At 58.9% G+C, this 16,247-nt stretch carries 14 protein-coding genes; 9 read left to right on the top strand and 5 right to left on the bottom strand.

Annotation, left to right across the window (positions count from 1 at the left end):
* Positions 1-138 precede the first annotated feature (138 nt).
* The 3 genes from VF629_RS24705 (at position 139) to VF629_RS24695 (ending at position 2,660) form a co-directional block, all read left to right on the top strand.
* Entirely contained in the window at positions 139-1,473 is a 1,335-nt protein-coding gene (locus VF629_RS24705; protein ID WP_331061187.1) for a family 1 glycosylhydrolase, read from the top strand.
* Positions 1,474-1,537: 64 nt separating this feature from the next.
* Positions 1,538-2,365, top strand: a complete 828-nt coding sequence (locus VF629_RS24700) for an aquaporin (RefSeq protein WP_331061186.1) — start codon at positions 1,538-1,540, stop codon at positions 2,363-2,365.
* 19 nt (positions 2,366-2,384) lie between these two features.
* Complete coding sequence (locus tag VF629_RS24695) at positions 2,385-2,660, top strand: hypothetical protein (RefSeq protein WP_331061185.1); 276 nt, start codon at positions 2,385-2,387, stop codon at positions 2,658-2,660.
* A gap of 19 nt (positions 2,661-2,679) precedes the next feature.
* Here VF629_RS24695 and VF629_RS24690 read toward each other — a convergent pair whose 3' ends face one another.
* The 5 genes from VF629_RS24690 to rfbF form a co-directional block, all read right to left on the bottom strand.
* A complete protein-coding gene (locus tag VF629_RS24690) occupies positions 2,680-3,510 on the bottom strand; it encodes a DUF5672 family protein (protein ID WP_331061184.1) in 831 nt (276 codons plus the stop codon).
* Between the two features lie 56 nt (positions 3,511-3,566).
* Positions 3,567-4,358, bottom strand: coding sequence for a DUF5672 family protein (locus tag VF629_RS24685; protein ID WP_331061183.1), 792 nt, complete (start codon positions 4,356-4,358; stop codon positions 3,567-3,569).
* Positions 4,359-4,551: 193 nt separating this feature from the next.
* Positions 4,552-5,541 (bottom strand): exostosin domain-containing protein, encoded by a 990-nt coding sequence (locus VF629_RS24680; RefSeq protein ID WP_331061182.1) that lies wholly within the window; start codon positions 5,539-5,541, stop codon positions 4,552-4,554.
* A 50-nt stretch (positions 5,542-5,591) separates the two neighbouring features.
* Entirely contained in the window at positions 5,592-6,140 is a 549-nt protein-coding gene (gene rfbC / locus VF629_RS24675; protein WP_331061181.1) for a dTDP-4-dehydrorhamnose 3,5-epimerase, read from the bottom strand.
* 150 nt (positions 6,141-6,290) lie between these two features.
* Positions 6,291-7,139 carry a glucose-1-phosphate cytidylyltransferase gene (gene rfbF, locus VF629_RS24670; protein WP_331061180.1) on the bottom strand — a complete coding sequence of 283 codons (849 nt, stop codon included), beginning with the start codon at positions 7,137-7,139 and terminating at the stop codon, positions 6,291-6,293.
* A gap of 516 nt (positions 7,140-7,655) precedes the next feature.
* Here rfbF and VF629_RS24665 point away from each other — a divergent pair.
* The 6 genes from VF629_RS24665 to VF629_RS24640 all read left to right on the top strand — a co-directional run bounded on the left by VF629_RS24665 (position 7,656) and on the right by VF629_RS24640 (position 16,246).
* Entirely contained in the window at positions 7,656-8,504 is an 849-nt protein-coding gene (locus VF629_RS24665; RefSeq protein ID WP_331061179.1) for a DUF5672 family protein, read from the top strand.
* Between the two features lie 1,021 nt (positions 8,505-9,525).
* A complete protein-coding gene (locus tag VF629_RS24660) occupies positions 9,526-10,197 on the top strand; it encodes an exopolysaccharide biosynthesis polyprenyl glycosylphosphotransferase (protein ID WP_331061178.1) in 672 nt (223 codons plus the stop codon).
* 377 nt (positions 10,198-10,574) lie between these two features.
* Positions 10,575-11,330, top strand: a complete 756-nt coding sequence (locus VF629_RS24655; RefSeq protein WP_331061177.1) for a polysaccharide biosynthesis/export family protein — start codon at positions 10,575-10,577, stop codon at positions 11,328-11,330.
* A 39-nt stretch (positions 11,331-11,369) separates the two neighbouring features.
* Positions 11,370-13,730: a GumC family protein gene (locus VF629_RS24650; protein ID WP_331061176.1), complete on the top strand. Its 2,361-nt coding sequence runs from the start codon at positions 11,370-11,372 to the stop codon at positions 13,728-13,730.
* 81 nt (positions 13,731-13,811) lie between these two features.
* Positions 13,812-15,134 carry a polysaccharide biosynthesis protein gene (locus tag VF629_RS24645; protein WP_331061175.1) on the top strand — a complete coding sequence of 441 codons (1,323 nt, stop codon included), beginning with the start codon at positions 13,812-13,814 and terminating at the stop codon, positions 15,132-15,134.
* Between the two features lie 50 nt (positions 15,135-15,184).
* A complete protein-coding gene (locus VF629_RS24640) occupies positions 15,185-16,246 on the top strand; it encodes a glycosyltransferase family 2 protein (protein WP_331061174.1) in 1,062 nt (353 codons plus the stop codon).
* Position 16,247: the final 1 nt, after the last annotated feature.

The raw sequence follows: 16,247 nt of genomic DNA, 5'->3' as shown, positions 1-16,247 counted from the left end.
AATTAAATAGACCGTCATGTCGAGCGCAGCCGAGACATCTCGCGTGTGGTAGCAAACCAATCGTGAGGACGAAGCGGGCGAGATGTCTCGGCTGCGCTCGACATGACGGTCTAATTGAGCTATTTCTGGTAAGCACCAATGAAATCCTTTCTCACGAACATCAGGGCCCACTTCGGCGAAGGCAACTACGAGGGCGACCAGTTTGGAGGAGCGCGCGGCCACGACGGCCGCGGCCTGCCCACTGGCTTGCCCAATAATTTCATGTTCGCCACCGGCATTGAGTGTTCGAACCCGACCATTGACCACGGCCGCACCCGGCGCGACTTGCTGGAGGAATGCGGCCACTACGACCGGTGGCAGGAAGACTTGGCCTTGGTGAAGAGCCTGGGCTTGAAAGTGCTGCGCTACGGCCTGCCGTACCACAAAACGCACCTCGGCCCCGGACGCTACGATTGGGAGTTTGCCGACCTTGTGATGGCCGAAATGCAGCGCCTGGAAATCACGCCCATTCTGGACTTGCTGCACTTTGGGGTGCCGGACTGGCTGGGCAACTTCCAAAACCCGGAACTGCCGGTGCACTTTGCCGAGTACGCGGGAGCCGTGGCGCGGCGCTACCCCTGGGTGCGGTACTACACGCCCATCAACGAAATCTACGTCACGGCCCGCATGAGCGCCAAAGACGGCCTGTGGAACGAGCAGCTGAAAACCGACAAAGGGTTTGTGACGGCCATGAAGCACTTGGTGGCCGCCAGCATCATGGCCACCCAGCAAATTGCCAAGCACCGGCCCGACTGCATCATCGTGCAAAGCGAGTCGGCCGAATACATCCACGAGCTCCGGGCCACGCCCTCGCCCCAAATCACGCTCGACAATAAGCTGCGCTTTCTGTCGCTCGACTTGCTGTACGCCCACCACCCCGACGGCGACGTGATAAACTACTTGTTCGACAACGGCCTGACGCGGCGGGAGTACGACTGGTTTATGGCCGGCGAGCCGCCCGGCTACCAGATTATGGGCAACGACTACTACGGCCGCAACGAGAAGCTCATCCTGCCCGATGGCACCATATGCACGAGCATGGACGTGCTGGGCTGGTACAACATCACCCTGGAGTATTACCGCCGCTACCGCAAGCCGGTAATGCACACCGAAACCAACGTATTTGAGGCCCACGACGCTCCCACGTGGCTGTGGAAGCAGTGGGTGAACATCCTGCGCATGCGCGACGAGGGCGTGCCGGTGCTGGGCTTCACGTGGTATTCGCTCATCGACCAGGTGGACTGGGACATTGGCCTGGCCCGCAAAGTAGGCCGCGTGAACGCCTGTGGCCTCTTTGACCTCGACCGCAAGCCGCGGCCCGTGGCCCTGTGCTACAAGCAGCTGCTGGAAGAATACGGCCAAATCACCATCGTGTCCCACGGCGAGCTGTTCGAGGTAACCAAGGAGCCCGCTACGCTCAAAGTCGAGGTGTAACCCAACCGTTGGCTTCCCTCCCCGTTGGAGTAGAAAGCTTGCTGCGCGGCCGCGTATTCTCTTCATGTCCGTCATTACCTCTCACCCGCCCGCCGCCCGCCCCCATTGGCCTGCCTACCTAACCGAGGCGGGCGGCGCGGCGTGCTTCGTCATCGGGAGCGGCCTGGCCACGCTGCTGGCCGAGCACCCGGCCCTGCCCGTGGCCCAGGCCTTGCTGGGGCACGCCGTAGCACGCCGTGCCGTGACAGGGGTGCTGGTGGCGCTGCTGCTGTGCGCCATGGCCTACAGCCCGTGGGGGCACCGCTCGGGGGCGCATTTCAACCCCGCTGTCACGCTGGGGTTCTGGCAGCTGGGCCGCATCAGCGGCGCCGATGCGCTGGCCTATGCCCTGGCCCAGGTGGCGGGCGCGGCCACCGGAGCCGCGCTGCTGCACCTCGCGCTGGCGTCCTGGCTGGCTCATCCGGCCGTGCACTCCTTGCTAACGCAGCCCAAGCCCGTTCCCAACGGTACCCTGGTGGCGTGGCTGGCAGAGTTCATCATAGCGGGCGGCCTGATGGCCGTGCTGTTGTCGGCGTTGCATTCGCCGGCCTGGCACAAGGCGGCCGGGGCTTTCGCGGCGACGCTACTGGCTTTCTACATCATCGTCGAAACCCCGTATTCGGGCATGAGCCTGAATCCGGTCCGCTCGCTGGGCACCGCCCTTGCCGCCAAAGAATTCCGAGGCCTGTGGGTGTATTGGACGGCGCCGCCCCTGGCCATGTGGCTGGTGGCCGTTGGGTGGAAGTACCGCCGTGGGCACTCGTTGGCGCGGGCAACGCAGCCCGGGCCGGCCCCCGTACAGTACGGCGCCGCCCGCCCGCTTCATTACCCCGTTTTCCATGCTGCCGACTGACCCTGCGCCTTCCCTGCTTATGCGCGTGGCATCCGCGTGGCCCTTGCCAGGCCTAGGGCTGCTGGTGTTGCCCGACAGCCCCACCCCGCAACTGGACGCGTACGCCCTGCACACGGCCATTGCCGTGGAAGCTGTTTTGCCCGACGGCAGCCGGCGCGCGGCCACCGCCACCGTCGAGGAAATCACGCGCGACGGGGCCGCGAGCACGGCTACCCGCGGGCTCCTGCTAGATGTTGAAGTGGCGACCCTACCGGCCGGAACCACGGTATGGCTGCGGGAGCGCCGCGACGCCTGAGCAAGCTGCCAGCTACCGCCTAAGCACCAGCGGCAACGGCGGGGGTGGCAGCAACGGCTTCCGGAATTTGCAGGTCGTGCCCGTAGCGGCGAATGCACGGGGCCCAGAACTCAATGTTGCGCTGAATCCAGCCGTGGATGCCAAACGGCAAGGTGGTGTTGTCGCGGTTGGTGAAGGGCAAGTCGACCTCAGCGGTCGTCATGTAGTCGGCCCCGAACTTCTCGGCCAACGCCTTGGGGGGCATGCGAAAATTGGAAGACAGCTTGGGAAAATGCTGGGTCACAAACAAGTCGTCGTAGAACCCAATGGCGCCGCGCAGCCGCCCCAGCAATTCGTGCAGGGCAATGTAGTATTTAAACCTGGACGTCAGGCGCTGGAAGGAGGCCACTTTCTTCAGGCAGAAGCCGCCGTTGGCGTAGTACTCGGGGTTGTTGAAACCCATCAGGCGCTTGATAATGCCCGGATGATTCCAGAAGTCCGGGTTGTACACCACCGCCCCGGTGTAGTCGTACCCCAAGCTGCACCACTGCTCCAGCTCGTTGCGGAAGACAAACGCGTCGAGGTGGCAAATGAGCATGTACTCGTAGGCCCGAAAGCGCTGGTAAAACCGCGGTGACATCATCAGCGCGACAAAGGTTTTGTACCCCGACCAGGCAAACCGCTCGATGAAGACCGTAGCCTTGCCGCGGCAGTAGTCTTCGTACCAGGTCGTGTCCAGCTCGGTGCGGGCCATGAAGGTGATGGGGTAGTTGCCTAACACCTTCAGGGTCTGGTCCAACGATATTAATTCGAGCGCCGTGGGCTGCTCGGCGATGATGGGAATGACGACGGTGACTAAAGATTTGCTCATACAAGGAAGCGGCGGGGTGGGTGGGAACAGATACTCTTTGGCTGAAAAAAGGATGCCTACACGGCTTGACTTGTGCGAATGGTTTTGGTTGTTGCGGGGCTCGCGCGGCGCTCATCGTCCGGCACAGGGTACCCGTAGCGCCGCACCACCTTGGCCCACAACGCGCGCCCCTGAATCCAGCCGTGCACGCCGAAGGGCAAGCTTTTATCATCGTTTAAATCGTACGGCAAGCCAGCGGCGTCCAACGACATGCACGCGGCCCCAAACCGTTCGGCCGAGGCCTTTGGGGCCATGCGAAACGTAGACGAGAGCTTGGGAAAGTGCCGCGACACAAATAAGTCATCGAAAACCACCGCCGACTTATGCCGCACCCGCTGCACAAAATCGTAGACTGAAATATACGACTTAAACCTTTTTGTTATCTGATAAAAAGCATTCACGTTTTTCAAGGCAAAGCCTCCGCAGGCGTAGTACTCGGGCGTGGTGAAGCCCGTGAGCCGCCGCAGCCACGTGCTGGGCCGGTCCCAGGAGGTGCCGTTGTACAGCACCGACCCAATGTAGTCGTACCCGGTGCTGCACCACTGCTCCAGCTCATCGCGAAACACAAACGCGTCGAGGTGGGCAATCAGCATGTATTTGTAGGCCAGAAAGCGCTGGTAGAACTCCGGCGCAATCATCATGTCGTTGAAGGCTTTATAGCCCGACCACTCAAACCGCTCGAAGACAACCGTGGCCTTGCCGCGGCAGTAGTCTTCATACCAGGTTGTGTTCAACCGGGAGGGCGTCATGAAGGAAATGGGAAAGTTGTGGAGGGCGGCTAAGGTCTGGTCCAGCGACATCCGTTCCATTTCGGAAGGAACCTCTTGGTATATAGGTATTAGGATTATTACTAACGATTGGGCCATATCAAGCGTGCTCTACAGCTGAAAGGAGGAAAGGAGGCGCTAGGGGCAGTTGCGTTTACAGCGTAGTTAAACAGTATCAATCACGCTAACTCGCTTTAATGAAGAATAATAGCGTGCACGATAACCAGAAGAAGAGTTAGCGTTTTTGCTGCAGCGCGGCCACCCAGTTGCGGGCGGGATGCAGGAACTTGGAGCGCACGTAGTACCGCGCAAACTGAGCGTCGTGGGACCGAGCCAGCGAAAAACCCATGCGCTTGTTGGTAGTGCGCAGCGGCAATAATTGCTCCACGAAATAGTGGAAGATGACGTCGGGCGCGAAATACCTTTCCCAGTTGGCGCGGGCCAGCCGGCTCATGACGGGCCATTGCGCTTCAATTGACTCGAGCAGGCGCGGAATCTGGGCAATCTGGTTTTGGGGCACAAACACCGCAAAATCATCCCAGGCCGGGCCTTTGGGCCGCACCCACTCGTCGGCGATGACGACGGGCACCCGCCCGGCCTGCATGGTTTCGAAGAGCCGAATGGACGAGGAGCCGATGCCGCGCGGGCACAGCATGAACTTGGTGTCCACGAGCAGGTTGGCGTAGGCCACCAGCGGCTCCAGGGGCTTGTGGTCGAGGTACAGGCCCTGCGCGGCTTCGCGCACGTCGCCCCGGGGGTGTTGCAGCTGTTGCAACTCGCTGCGCACGGGCATGCGCAGGTTGCCGCAAAACGAATACAGCAGTTGGGGCTCCGCGGCAAAGTCGCAGCGAATCCGGTCGTTTACCTGCTCCATGTAGGGGCTCGCGGCCACGCTGGCCTCGTCGAACAACGACGCCGGCATGGATGGATACAGCCCCGGCAGCACCAGCCACGGCAGGTCGTGCGGGTTGTACATGAACGCCTTGTTCGGGTACTGTCGCACCAGCGGGTGGTTTTTCAGAATTTTGAAGAACCGGTCGTTGTGGTACTGCGAATTCTCGGCAAAGAGTATCAGGTCGGCTTCGGCGGGGTCGTCCGTCAGGCGGTGCACGCCGTACTTGTCAGCCGCGGCCGCCCGACGGAAAGCCCCGATGGGCTCGACATCTGAATAAGCCGACGTGAGGTACACCTGCATTCCGGCGTGCTGTGCAAGAGAAGTACTCATTTCCGAGGCGGCCCGAGAGCCGCGATAAAGGAGGAACCAAAGCGAGTAACTTAGTGAGCAGCCGCCACCAACGGCTGGAAATCTGGCAATGCAGTGTCCTTGAGCGAAATCAGCACGGGTTCGAATGGCCATTCAACGCCAATGGCGGGGTCGTTCCAACGCAGGCCGCGCTCGGCGCCCGGCGTGTACTTGGCCGATACCTGGTAAGCTACGTCCGTGTTGTCTTCAAGCGTGAGGAAGCCGTGCGCAAAGCGGCCGGGCACGAACAGCATGCGAAAGCTGTCGGCGGTGAGCTCCACGGCCAGCCACTGCTTGTAGGTGGGCGACTCTTCGCGCAGGTCCACGATGACGTCGCAAATGGCGCCGCGGGTGCAACGCACCAGCTTGGTCTCTTCGTGCGGCGGCAGCTGGTAATGGAGCCCCCGCAGGGTGCCTTTGCGCGGGTTCGACGATAAGTTGGCTTGCAGCGGGGGCAGGTGAATGCCGTGCGCGGCAAATTCGTCTTCGCACCACGAGCGGCCAAAGAAGCCCCGCTCGTCGTTGATGCGTTGCACGTCGACGAGGAAGGCGCCCTGTAGCTTGGTTTCGGTGAATATCATGAAGGGGAAGGGTAGTTCCTGGAAAAGAAGCAATACGGTGAAAAGGCGGCGGTGGCGACGCCGCTGTTGCCAGTATCTCTGGTGCCGCCACGGCGCAAGTTGCCGGCGGGGGCAGCTTGCGCCATAGCGGACTTTCAGAAGCAAAGCGCCCTAACGGCCGTTGGCCGTCAGGGTTTCGAGCAGGGGCGCTGTTACTTCGGTTGTTTCGGCTTTGGGCTTCTTGTCCCACACTTTCCACGGGGCTTTGCCGCTGTTCCACAGGTCTTCCAGCACGTTTTTGTCGCGCAGGGTGTCCATGGGCTGCCAAAAGCCGCTGTGGCGGTAGGCGCCGAGGCTGCCATCGGCAGCCAGCTTCTCCAAGGGGGCTTTTTCCCACACCGTGTCGTCGCCGTCGATGTAGTCGAACACGCTGGGCTCCAATACGAAGAAGCCGCCGTTAATCCACGGCGTGGCGTCGCCTTCGGGCTTTTCCATAAAGGTGTCCACCTGGTCGGAGTCTTCGCTCAGGTTGAACACCCCGAAGCGGCCGGGCTGGCGTACGGCCGTGAGCGTGGCCTGGGCACCCGTGGCGCGGTGCTGCCGGATGGAAGCGGCAATGTCGACGTCGCTCACGCCGTCGCCGTAGGTCAGGCAGAAAGTACCGTCGCCCACGTACTCGCGCACGCGGCGCAGGCGGCCGCCGGTCATGGTTTCGAGGCCGGTGTCGACCAGCGTCACCGTCCAGGGCTCGGCATTGGTCTTATGCACCTGCATCTCGTCGCGGTCCATGCGGAAGGTCACGTCGCAGTTATGCAGGAAGTAGTCGGCAAAGTATTGCTTAATCATGTGGCCCTTATACCCGCAGCACACCACAAATTCGGTGATGCCGTGATGGGAATAAATCTTCATGATGTGCCACAGAATGGGCTTGCCCCCAACTTCAATCATGGGTTTGGGTCGCACGCCGCTCTCTTCGCTAATGCGCGTGCCGTAACCGCCTGCAAAAATTACTGCCTTCATAGTAAGTAATGTGGATAATAGGTGAAAGAGTAGAAACGGGAAGAGTACAATTCAGCGCCTTGAGGTGGCCATTTGCCCAACAGCCAGAGCGAACACTCACCTCGAGTTCCTACTGGAAAATTAAGAGCTTAACTACATTTCTTCCAAACAATATCTAAAAAAATATTGATTTTATGAAATTAATTCCGTTTTTCATTAGAGCTTCATTAAACAGGTCCCAAAATCGCACTCACTCATTTACGTCCCCACCGGCGGGTCCCACATTTCCGCTGACGCAGATGCCGGCCCCCGCTTTTCCGTGCCCACCGCTGTGGCGCGCGCTCGCCCCCTTTCCCGGCTACGGCCGCATAGCTAAAGTGCCAGAATCCCCGCTGAAGCACTCAGTTCGCAAGTGTTGGCTGGCCAACCTGGCTAGATAGGGTACTCATACCGGCGCTATTTATCACCGTCGGTCCAGACCTCATCTACGGCCTTTTCCTTCCCATCAGCCCTTTCCACTCCCTACCTACATGCAACATGAACCGCCAACTCGTTACCGTAGTAATTCCAGTGCACCTGGAGAAGCCCTCTGAACTGGAAACCATCTCCCTCGACCAAATCTTGTCCGTCCTGTCCCGCTACCCCATTACATTCATGGCGCCCACCGCGCTCGACACGACGTGGTACGAGAACTACTGCCAGGGCAAAGCCACTGTGCTCCTCGAGCGCTTCGACTGGAAAGGCCATGAGGCCTATTGCGAGCTTATGCTCTCCCACGTCTTTTACAAGCGCTTTTTGGCCTATGAATACGTGCTGAATTGCCACCTCGACGCGTTTGTCTTCCGCGATGAGCTGGAGCAGTGGTGCAGCTTAGGGTACGACTACATCGGGTCGGTCATTTACAACGACCACTGGGTTCGGCCCAGCACCTGGCTCCGTCGGCTGACGGGCTTCACCACGCCCGAGTATTTCGGCAACGGGGGCTTTGCGCTCAAAAAGGTCAGCACCTTTTACCGCATTACCTCCACCTTCCGGTACTACATCGCGCTTTACCACGTGCAGCGCAAGCTTCGCAAGCAGGGCCTCTACGACGACATCTTTCTGGCGAACCACTTCCCCAAACTCTCGCCCGGCTTCCGGATTCCGCGCAAAGCCGTGGCCCAGCAGTTTTCGGCCGCCTATGAAAACTGGGACGAGGCCAACCTGCCTTTCCACAACCGCGACAACAACACCTTGCCCTTCGGCAACCACGGCTGGATACAGACTTACCAGAGTTTCTGGCGCCCGTGCATTCGCCGCTGCGGCCATGCCTTCCCCGATGAGGTAGCTCGCTCCACCGACTCGCTCGGGCCTCCTTCGTGCGCCCTTCATAAGGCCTATGCTTAGCCCTGGCTGCTCACAGCCCCATTAGCCACAGCCTACCTGACTGGGAATGGCGCATCCTTGCCCACTACGGTGGGCCACGGAGTGCGCCATTTGCCGTTCTTTTTGGTCAGGACTCATCTGTCATTCAGCACCTTCCAGACTGAGGAGCCAGGCAGCCCAAGTTGTTGCTTTCGCCTGTAGCCTTTGTTGTGTGGCAGTTCTAAGCGCGAGGCTGCCGGGGACCTTTGTGCCTCAGTGTGAAAGGCAGCGAACCACTAAGCATTGTTCCGTTCTCTTACCAATAGCAGAAGCCCTCACCAATTACATAAAATGGAGAAGTTATGCTGTTCTCTACCCCAACGAACGCACGTATTGTGGTGTTTTGGAACCAGATAAGCTAAAAAGTATATCGAATTAAGTGAGCAGCTGAGCTTATTAGATTAGCGCTGAGCTTATTAGCTTAGCATTGAGTATATGAAATTACCGGTAAAGACAATAAATCTTTTTAGTTGCAATTTCTCCGATTTACATAATTAACAGTCTGTATATAGCGCATTTTATCGTGATAAAAGAGCGTTTCTACACCGATTGCAGAAGGCTGGTTATACGTTTGGTGTCTTGACATAAAGCAGATGACTCAATACATTGAATACTAACACATTGATAGCAACAAAACCGTTTGCAAAATACCAGTCAATGGTTCAGGGTGCCCTAGGAAAATTTATAAATTTAGGGTTCTGGCTTTAGCACAACCGGTGCACAGTGAAAACACTATTTTTAACTATAAAATAAATGGTAAAGTCAAAATTTAACTTGATAAAGAGCAACTGTTGCGTAGATTTACAGTAAAATAAACTTTTTAATTAAAGATTTGAACAAAATTCATAAAATATGACTAAACCATTCCTGCACCTATTCCAGGCTATGCTTAGCGTCATATGGTCTCCTTTCGAAAAGCGACTCCATAATATAGGCAGTACATCCACCCTACCCCTTTCCCACTCCCACTAATATTCCCTTCCACTCACACCCGCCTTTAGCAATGGAATACAATCTTACTTTTCCAGCGACTGAGCGCCCGGTCCATCTGTCCAAAGGACGCAACAACAAAGCAGGAAGTCGCCTGATTTCTACGAAGCGGGTGTTTGATGCAGTGTTCGCGTTATTGGTTGTAATCTTTATTTTAAGCTGGCTTTTGCCGCTGCTGGCTCTGCTCATCAAATCGGAAAGTAAAGGCCCCGTGCTTTTCAGGCAACTGCGCACCGGCAAAGACAACAAGCCCTTCTACTGCTACAAACTGCGTAGCATGCACGTTAATAAGGAAGCCGACCACAAGCAAGCCTCCAAAGGCGACGCTCGCATTACCAAGGTGGGCGCTTTTCTGCGGAAGACGAGCCTAGACGAATTGCCACAGTTTTTCAACGTGCTGCGCGGCGAGATGTCGGTGGTGGGCCCCCGTCCCCATATGGTGAAGCACACCGAGGAGTATTCGCAAATGCTCAACGACTTTATGCAGCGCCACACTGTGGCCCCCGGCATCACGGGCTTGGCCCAGGTGCGCGGCTACCGCGGCGAAACCAAGGAAATCAACTCCATGGAGAAGCGCGTGGAAAGCGACATCTGGTACATCAAGAACTGGTCGCTCTGGCTCGACGTAAAGATTGTGGCCATGACGGTATTTCAAACCATCAAAGGTCATCACAATGCCTTTTAGTGGCCGTCACTCCAACCCACAGTAGTGCCCGACACTGAGGAAAAACCTTGGCGCCGGGCATCTACGCGCTTTGCCAACAGGTCGGCAGCCGTAGCGCTTGCGGGCCATTTTGGCGTTGCTGGCGGGTGGAAACGAAGCAGAGACCTGGCAACGGGCCCGTCCCCACTACCTGAGCCCACGAGTGGGTATTAACACATTCTAATTAGAAATTCTTTATATCTTTAAGCTTGCACATTTCGCCTAATTATTAGACTGGTGCGAGTAATCATACGACTTCCTATTTACCTATTCCAACATCCATAAACATGCCCTCAAACTACCCCCAACAATCTTTTTCATTCTTCGCAAAAACCTTCTACTCAATTCTTCTTGCAGCGGTGCTGTTCCTCACTTCGTGCAGCGCCGGACGAGACCTCACGTACTTCAGCGATTTGAGCGGCAACACCGCCACCCAAACGACCATCACGAACAACGTAGAACCCAAGATTGAGCCGGGCGATTTGCTGAGCATTGTCGTCAACAGCCTCAATCCGGAATCTAACCTGGTGTACAACAGCGGAATTCTACTGCCGGCCACGGCTGGGAGCGGCGCGGGCACCGCGGCCAGCAACCGCATCACCGAGGGCTACCTGGTGGACTCCAACGGGGAAGTGAACTTCCCGCAGACGGGCAAAATAAAGGTGGGCGGCTTGACGAGAGAGGACGCCACCGAGAAAATCACCACCATTCTGAGCAAGTCGGTGAAGGGGCCCACGGTCACGATTCGCTACCTGAATTTCCGCATCACGGTGATTGGCGAGGTAAACCGGCCGGCCACCTTCACGGTCCCTACGGAGAAGATTAACGTGCTGGAGGCCCTGGGCCTGGCCGGCGACATGACCGGGTACGGCCGGCGCGACGACGTGCTCATCATTCGGGAAAAGAACAACAAACGCACCACCACGCGCCTCAACCTGAACAAGAAGGAAGTGCTCAATTCGCCCTTCTTCTACCTGCAGCAAAACGACATCGTGTACGTAGAGCCCGACAAAGCCAAGGCGCTACAGGTGAGCACGCGCTCCGTCAACTTGCCCATTTACCTCTCTATTGTTTCGCTGGTGCTCTTTGTGGCCAGCAGCGTCGTGTTCCGATAAGACTTTCATCGAGCTTCCAGTCCTTAACATTATTTAGCTATGGCAACGGAAATGTTTCCGCTGAACGCGGAGCAGCCCAACGCAAAGAGCCTTAACGCGCTGTTTGCGGGGTACTTGCGGTATTGGTATTGGTTTTTGCTGGGCGTGGCAATTGCCGTGGGCAGCACGTTCCTGTATCTGCGGTATTTGTCAATCCCACAGTTCTATGTAAGCAGCACGGCGCTCATTAAGAACGAGAAAACCAGCCCGGATTTGCCGGGCTTGGGAGGCAGTTCGGCCTCGAGCATTGGGGCACCGGGCAAAAGCATCGACGACGAAATCGAGTTTTTCAAGTCCAAAACGCTGATGCTGCGCGTGGTCAACGAACTGTCGCTGAATACGAGCTACTACATTCAGGGGCGCTTCAAGGACGTGGAGATGTACGAGAAAAACTTGCCCATCAAGCTGATTATCAACAAGCTTGATTCGACGGCTTACGACAAGAGCGTGACGGTGCAGCTGGCGGGCAACAACTCGTTCAACTTGGGCGAGCACACGGGCCGGGTTTCCAAATACGAGTTTGGGCAGCAAATCAGCCGCCCCTACGGCACGTTCACCATCGTGTCGATGCCGGGGTACGTGAACTTTCGGCCCTCCGACGAGAACCAAAAGAAGATAATTATTCACTTCCGCAACCCCCACGACCTGGTGGACCAGTTTGTGGGCGGACTCACGGTGGCCCCGGTGAAAAAGGAAGGCAATGTGCTGGCCGTGGGGCTGGTAGACGCCCTGCCGGAACGCGGCCGCGCCGTGATAAACCAGTTGATGGAGGACTACAACAAGGAGGCGCTGGAAGATAAAAACCGCACGGCCACCAGCACCATTCGGTTTCTGGACGACCGGTTGGCTTCCCTCACCAGCGAGCTGACCGGGGTGGAGAAGAACGTGGAGCAGTACAAGCAGCAAAACGAAGTGGCCGACGTGACCACTCAGGCCAACACCTACGTGGCCCAGGCCAGCGAAAACAACCGCCAGCTCAGCGAGTGGGCCACGCAGATTGACGTGCTGGAGTCGATAGAGAGCTACCTGAAGCAGGGCAGCGGCCAGTCCAAGCTGGTGCCCAGCTCGCTGGGCATCCAGGACCCCACCCTGCTGGGCCTGATTGGCAAGTTCAACGAGCTGCAGCTGGAGCGGGAGCGCATGCTGCGCACCACCGAGCCAGGCAACATGTTGGTGGTGACCATGGACGAACAAATTGGCAACCTGCGGGCCAACATTCTGGAAAACCTGCGCAACATCAAGAACAGCCTCGTCATCACGAGCAACAACCTGAAAGCCACTTCGCGGCAGTTCTCGTCGCGCATTCGCAACGTGCCCGTCATTGAGCGGGAGATTGGCGAAATCAACCGGCAGCAAGCCATCAAGCAGAACATCTACGCGTTCTTGCTGCAGAAGCGGGAAGAGGCCGGCATGACGCTCGCGTCCAACATCTCCAACCTGCGGGTTATCGACTCGGCGGCGGCATTGCCCTACCCGGTGAGCCCCAATAAGACGACGATGTACCTCATGTCGTTGCTGGCGGGCTTGCTGGTGCCGTTTGGCGGCATTTACCTGCGCGACCTGTTCAACGACAAGGTGCAGACCCGGCAGGACGTGGAGCAGCTCACCCGCACCCCCATCCTGGGCGAACTGGCGCACAACACCGATGGCACCGTGACCGTGACCAAGCATAACCGCAGCGCGGCGGCCGAAACCTTCCGCTTCATTCGGGCCAGCTTGTCGTTTGCGGCGGGCGGGCGCGAAAATAAGGTGCTGCTCATTACCTCGGGCGTCAGCGGCGAAGGCAAAACGTTCTTCAGCATCAACCTGGGTGCGAGCTTGGTGCTGGCCGGCGAGCGCGTGGTGGTGGTGGAGATGGACCTGCGCCAGCCGGCGCTGTCGCAGGAGCTGGACCTGTCGGCCGGCCCCGGCCTGACGGAATACCTGGTGTCGAACGACGTGTCGGTGCACGACATCGTGAAGACGTCCAACAAGGTGCCGGGTCTGATGGTCGTCAGCTCGGGCCCGCTGCCCCCCAACCCGGCCGAGCTGATGATGTCGCCCAAGCTGGCGCATCTCATCGCTGAACTGCGGCTGAGCTTTGACCACGTCATCATCGACACGGCGCCGGTGGGGCTGGTGGCCGACGCGCTGGGCCTGAGCTCCCTGGTGGATTCGTCGCTGTACCTGGTGCGGCACAAGTTCACCTACAAGAAACGCCTGGCCATCATCGACAACATCTACCGCAACAACCTGTTGCCGCACGCCATGATTGTGCTGAACGATGCCGACGGCAAAGACACCTATGGCTATGGTTACGGCTACGGCTACGGCCAGCAGTCCGGCAAAAAGAGCAAAAAGCCGGCTTCGGTAGGGGTGTAGTTGCCATGGACTCGCCGCTTTCCAATTTATTACGCAACTGGCCCCGGTGTTATGTTTGCATTCATACCGATATCCAACCAGTTGAACCAGGCTAGAGGGGTTTTCCAACGCGTATCCGCACATCCAAACTTTGCCAATACCCTGAGCTGGTTTAAGTTGGCGGGCATCACGGGCTCTGCTCAGGTGCTCATCCAGGCCGTCGGGTTTGCGTGCGGCATACTGGTTATTCGGCTGCTGCCCACCCAGGAATATGCCCTCTACACGCTGACCAATACCATCCTGGGCACGATGCTCATCTTGACCGACGGCGGCATCATCAATGGGGTGCTGTCGCAGGGCGGCAAGGTGTGGCAGGACCCCGTCCGGCTGGGGTCCGTGCTGCGCACGGGCCTAGAGCTGCGCTACAAGTTTGCCGTGGGCAGCCTATTGGTTTCCGCGCCTTTTCTGCTCTACTTGCTTCGGCACCACGGAGCCAGCTGGCCCATGGCGGGGCTGCTGGTCGCGTCCCTGATTCCGCCGTTTTTCTCGGTGCTGTCCGGCAACTTGCTCGAAGTGGCGCCCCGGCTTCACCAGGACGTGGTGGCCATTCAGAAGCTGCAGGTGGGCGTGAACGTGGGGCGGCTGGCCATGCTGTGCCTCACCATGTTTGCCTTTCCGTGGGCTTTCGTGGCCATTCTTGCGGCCGGGATGCCCCAACTGTGGGGCACCCGCCGCATGCGCACCATTTCGCTGCCCTACGCCGATATGGAACAGCCGGTCGACCCGGAGGTGCGCCGCGAAATCATGGGCATTGTCAAGCGGCTGCTGCCCGACGCCATCTACTACTGCCTGGCAGGCCAAATTACCATCTGGCTCATTTCGCTGGTGGGCTCCACGGCGGCCGTGGCCGAAGTGGGCGCCCTCGGCCGCTTGGTGGCCGTGCTGAACTTGGTGGGAGTCTTAGTGAGCACGCTGGTTACGCCGCGATTTGCGCGGCTGCCCAACGGCTCGCCGCTGCTGCTGCGGCGCTACCTTCAGCTCCAGTTTCTGATGGTGCTGGTGGGGTTGGGGATTGTGGGCGGCTCGTGGCTCTTTGCCGACCCCTTGCTCTGGCTGCTGGGCAAGAACTACGCCGGCCTGCAAACCGAAATGGTGCTCAATATGGCGGGCGCCAGCATTGGCTTGATTTACGGGGCCTCGTTTGGGCTGTGCACGGCGCGGGGCTGGGCCATGCACCCGCTGATTTTTATTCCAGTCAGCGTTTTAGCCATGGCTGTGGGCGTGCTCTTGCTCGACATTTCCACCCTCAAAGGCATTATCATATTCAACATCTTCGTCAATACCATTCAGACGGTGATGTTGCTCACTTACGGCATCATTAAAATGCGGCGGGCGCAGCACGAGCCGCAGCTGGCCGCCGGCTAAAGGCCGCTGTTGGTCGCTTGGGCTGGCGACAGCTTCTGTTACGTTTTGTTATGAATATCAGCATCATCATTCCCACTTATTGTAGAACCCAGGACTTGCGCCGGGTTCTCGATTCCGTTTTCCGGCAGCACACGCCGGTGGCGGAAGTGGTGGTGGTGGTGGGCCCAGGCGATGCCGAGAGTTTGGCCGTGGCCAAGGAATGGCAGGCAAAGCAGTCGGCCCTGCTGGTGGTGCAAGCCGAGCGGCCGAGCGTAGTGCACGCCATCAACCGGGGATTGGCCCTCGCCACGGGCGAAGTCCTCTGCCTGCTCGACGACGACGTGTGGCTGCCCGAAACCTGGGCCGGCCGCGTGACCGCAGCCTACACCGCCGACGCTCAGTTGGGCGCTTTCGGCGGCCGCGACCGGCTGAAGCTCAATCAACCCGACTGCGACAACCCTCCCCTGGCCAAAGTGGTTGGCCGGTTCCGATGGAACGGCGCCCTCCAGGGCAACCATCACTGCGGGGCCGTGGTGTCGCCGGTGCAGGTCGACGTCATCAAGGGCTGCAATTTCTCGTTTCGGCGGGCCGCGTTTCCGGCCATGCAAGTCGAGCCTGCGCTCGAAAGCCAGGGCGCCGAAGTAGGCTGGGAAGTTGATATCTGCCAGCGCGTCATCCGGGCAGGGTACCACGTGGTGTACGACAACGAGCACTACGTGCTGCACTACGCCTCGCCCCGGCCGGAGTACGACGACCGCAGCAACCTGTTTTCGGCGGCCTGGGGCAAGCGCACCTACAACGAGTCCTTGATGACGGCCAAGTACCGGTCGCGGCGCGAACTGGTGTTGCTGGGGTTGGGCAGCTTCCTCATCGGCTCGCGGGTGCAGCCAGGGCTGGTGTGGGGCACGCTGCTGCTGGCCAAGCACCGCTCGCTCCGGGTGCTGGGGCTGCCGTGGCATTACGCCAGAATTTTCGTTCAGGGCGCTTCGCACGGCCTGCGCCTGCGCCAGTCCTTGGACGACGACGCCCGCCGCGCCGCCCCTGCGGCGCAGGCCCCAGTGTTTTCGCCGCAGTACTCCGCGGCCAACTCGGGAGCGCACGAGCACCCGGAATCGCCGCAAGCCCCGCGGTGAA

Origin of the sequence: Hymenobacter sp., assembly GCF_036388155.1 — a bacterium.
Lineage (GTDB): Bacteria > Bacteroidota > Bacteroidia > Cytophagales > Hymenobacteraceae > Hymenobacter.
The sequence above is the reverse complement of the archived record's forward strand: the minus strand, read 5'-3'. Positions and strand labels throughout refer to the sequence as shown.

Coding starts and splice junctions, on each gene's coding strand:
- VF629_RS24705 (WP_331061187.1), top strand. CDS start 139: ATGAAATCCTTTCTCACGAACATCAGGGCCCACTTCGGCGAAGGCAAC.
- VF629_RS24700 (WP_331061186.1), top strand. CDS start 1,538: ATGTCCGTCATTACCTCTCACCCGCCCGCCGCCCGCCCCCATTGGCCT.
- VF629_RS24695 (WP_331061185.1), top strand. CDS start 2,385: ATGCGCGTGGCATCCGCGTGGCCCTTGCCAGGCCTAGGGCTGCTGGTG.
- VF629_RS24690 (WP_331061184.1), bottom strand. CDS start 3,510: ATGAGCAAATCTTTAGTCACCGTCGTCATTCCCATCATCGCCGAGCAG.
- VF629_RS24685 (WP_331061183.1), bottom strand. CDS start 4,358: ATGGAACGGATGTCGCTGGACCAGACCTTAGCCGCCCTCCACAACTTT.
- VF629_RS24680 (WP_331061182.1), bottom strand. CDS start 5,541: ATGAGTACTTCTCTTGCACAGCACGCCGGAATGCAGGTGTACCTCACG.
- rfbC (WP_331061181.1), bottom strand. CDS start 6,140: ATGATATTCACCGAAACCAAGCTACAGGGCGCCTTCCTCGTCGACGTG.
- rfbF (WP_331061180.1), bottom strand. CDS start 7,139: ATGAAGGCAGTAATTTTTGCAGGCGGTTACGGCACGCGCATTAGCGAA.
- VF629_RS24665 (WP_331061179.1), top strand. CDS start 7,656: ATGAACCGCCAACTCGTTACCGTAGTAATTCCAGTGCACCTGGAGAAG.
- VF629_RS24660 (WP_331061178.1), top strand. CDS start 9,526: ATGGAATACAATCTTACTTTTCCAGCGACTGAGCGCCCGGTCCATCTG.
- VF629_RS24650 (WP_331061176.1), top strand. CDS start 11,370: ATGGCAACGGAAATGTTTCCGCTGAACGCGGAGCAGCCCAACGCAAAG.
- VF629_RS24640 (WP_331061174.1), top strand. CDS start 15,185: ATGAATATCAGCATCATCATTCCCACTTATTGTAGAACCCAGGACTTG.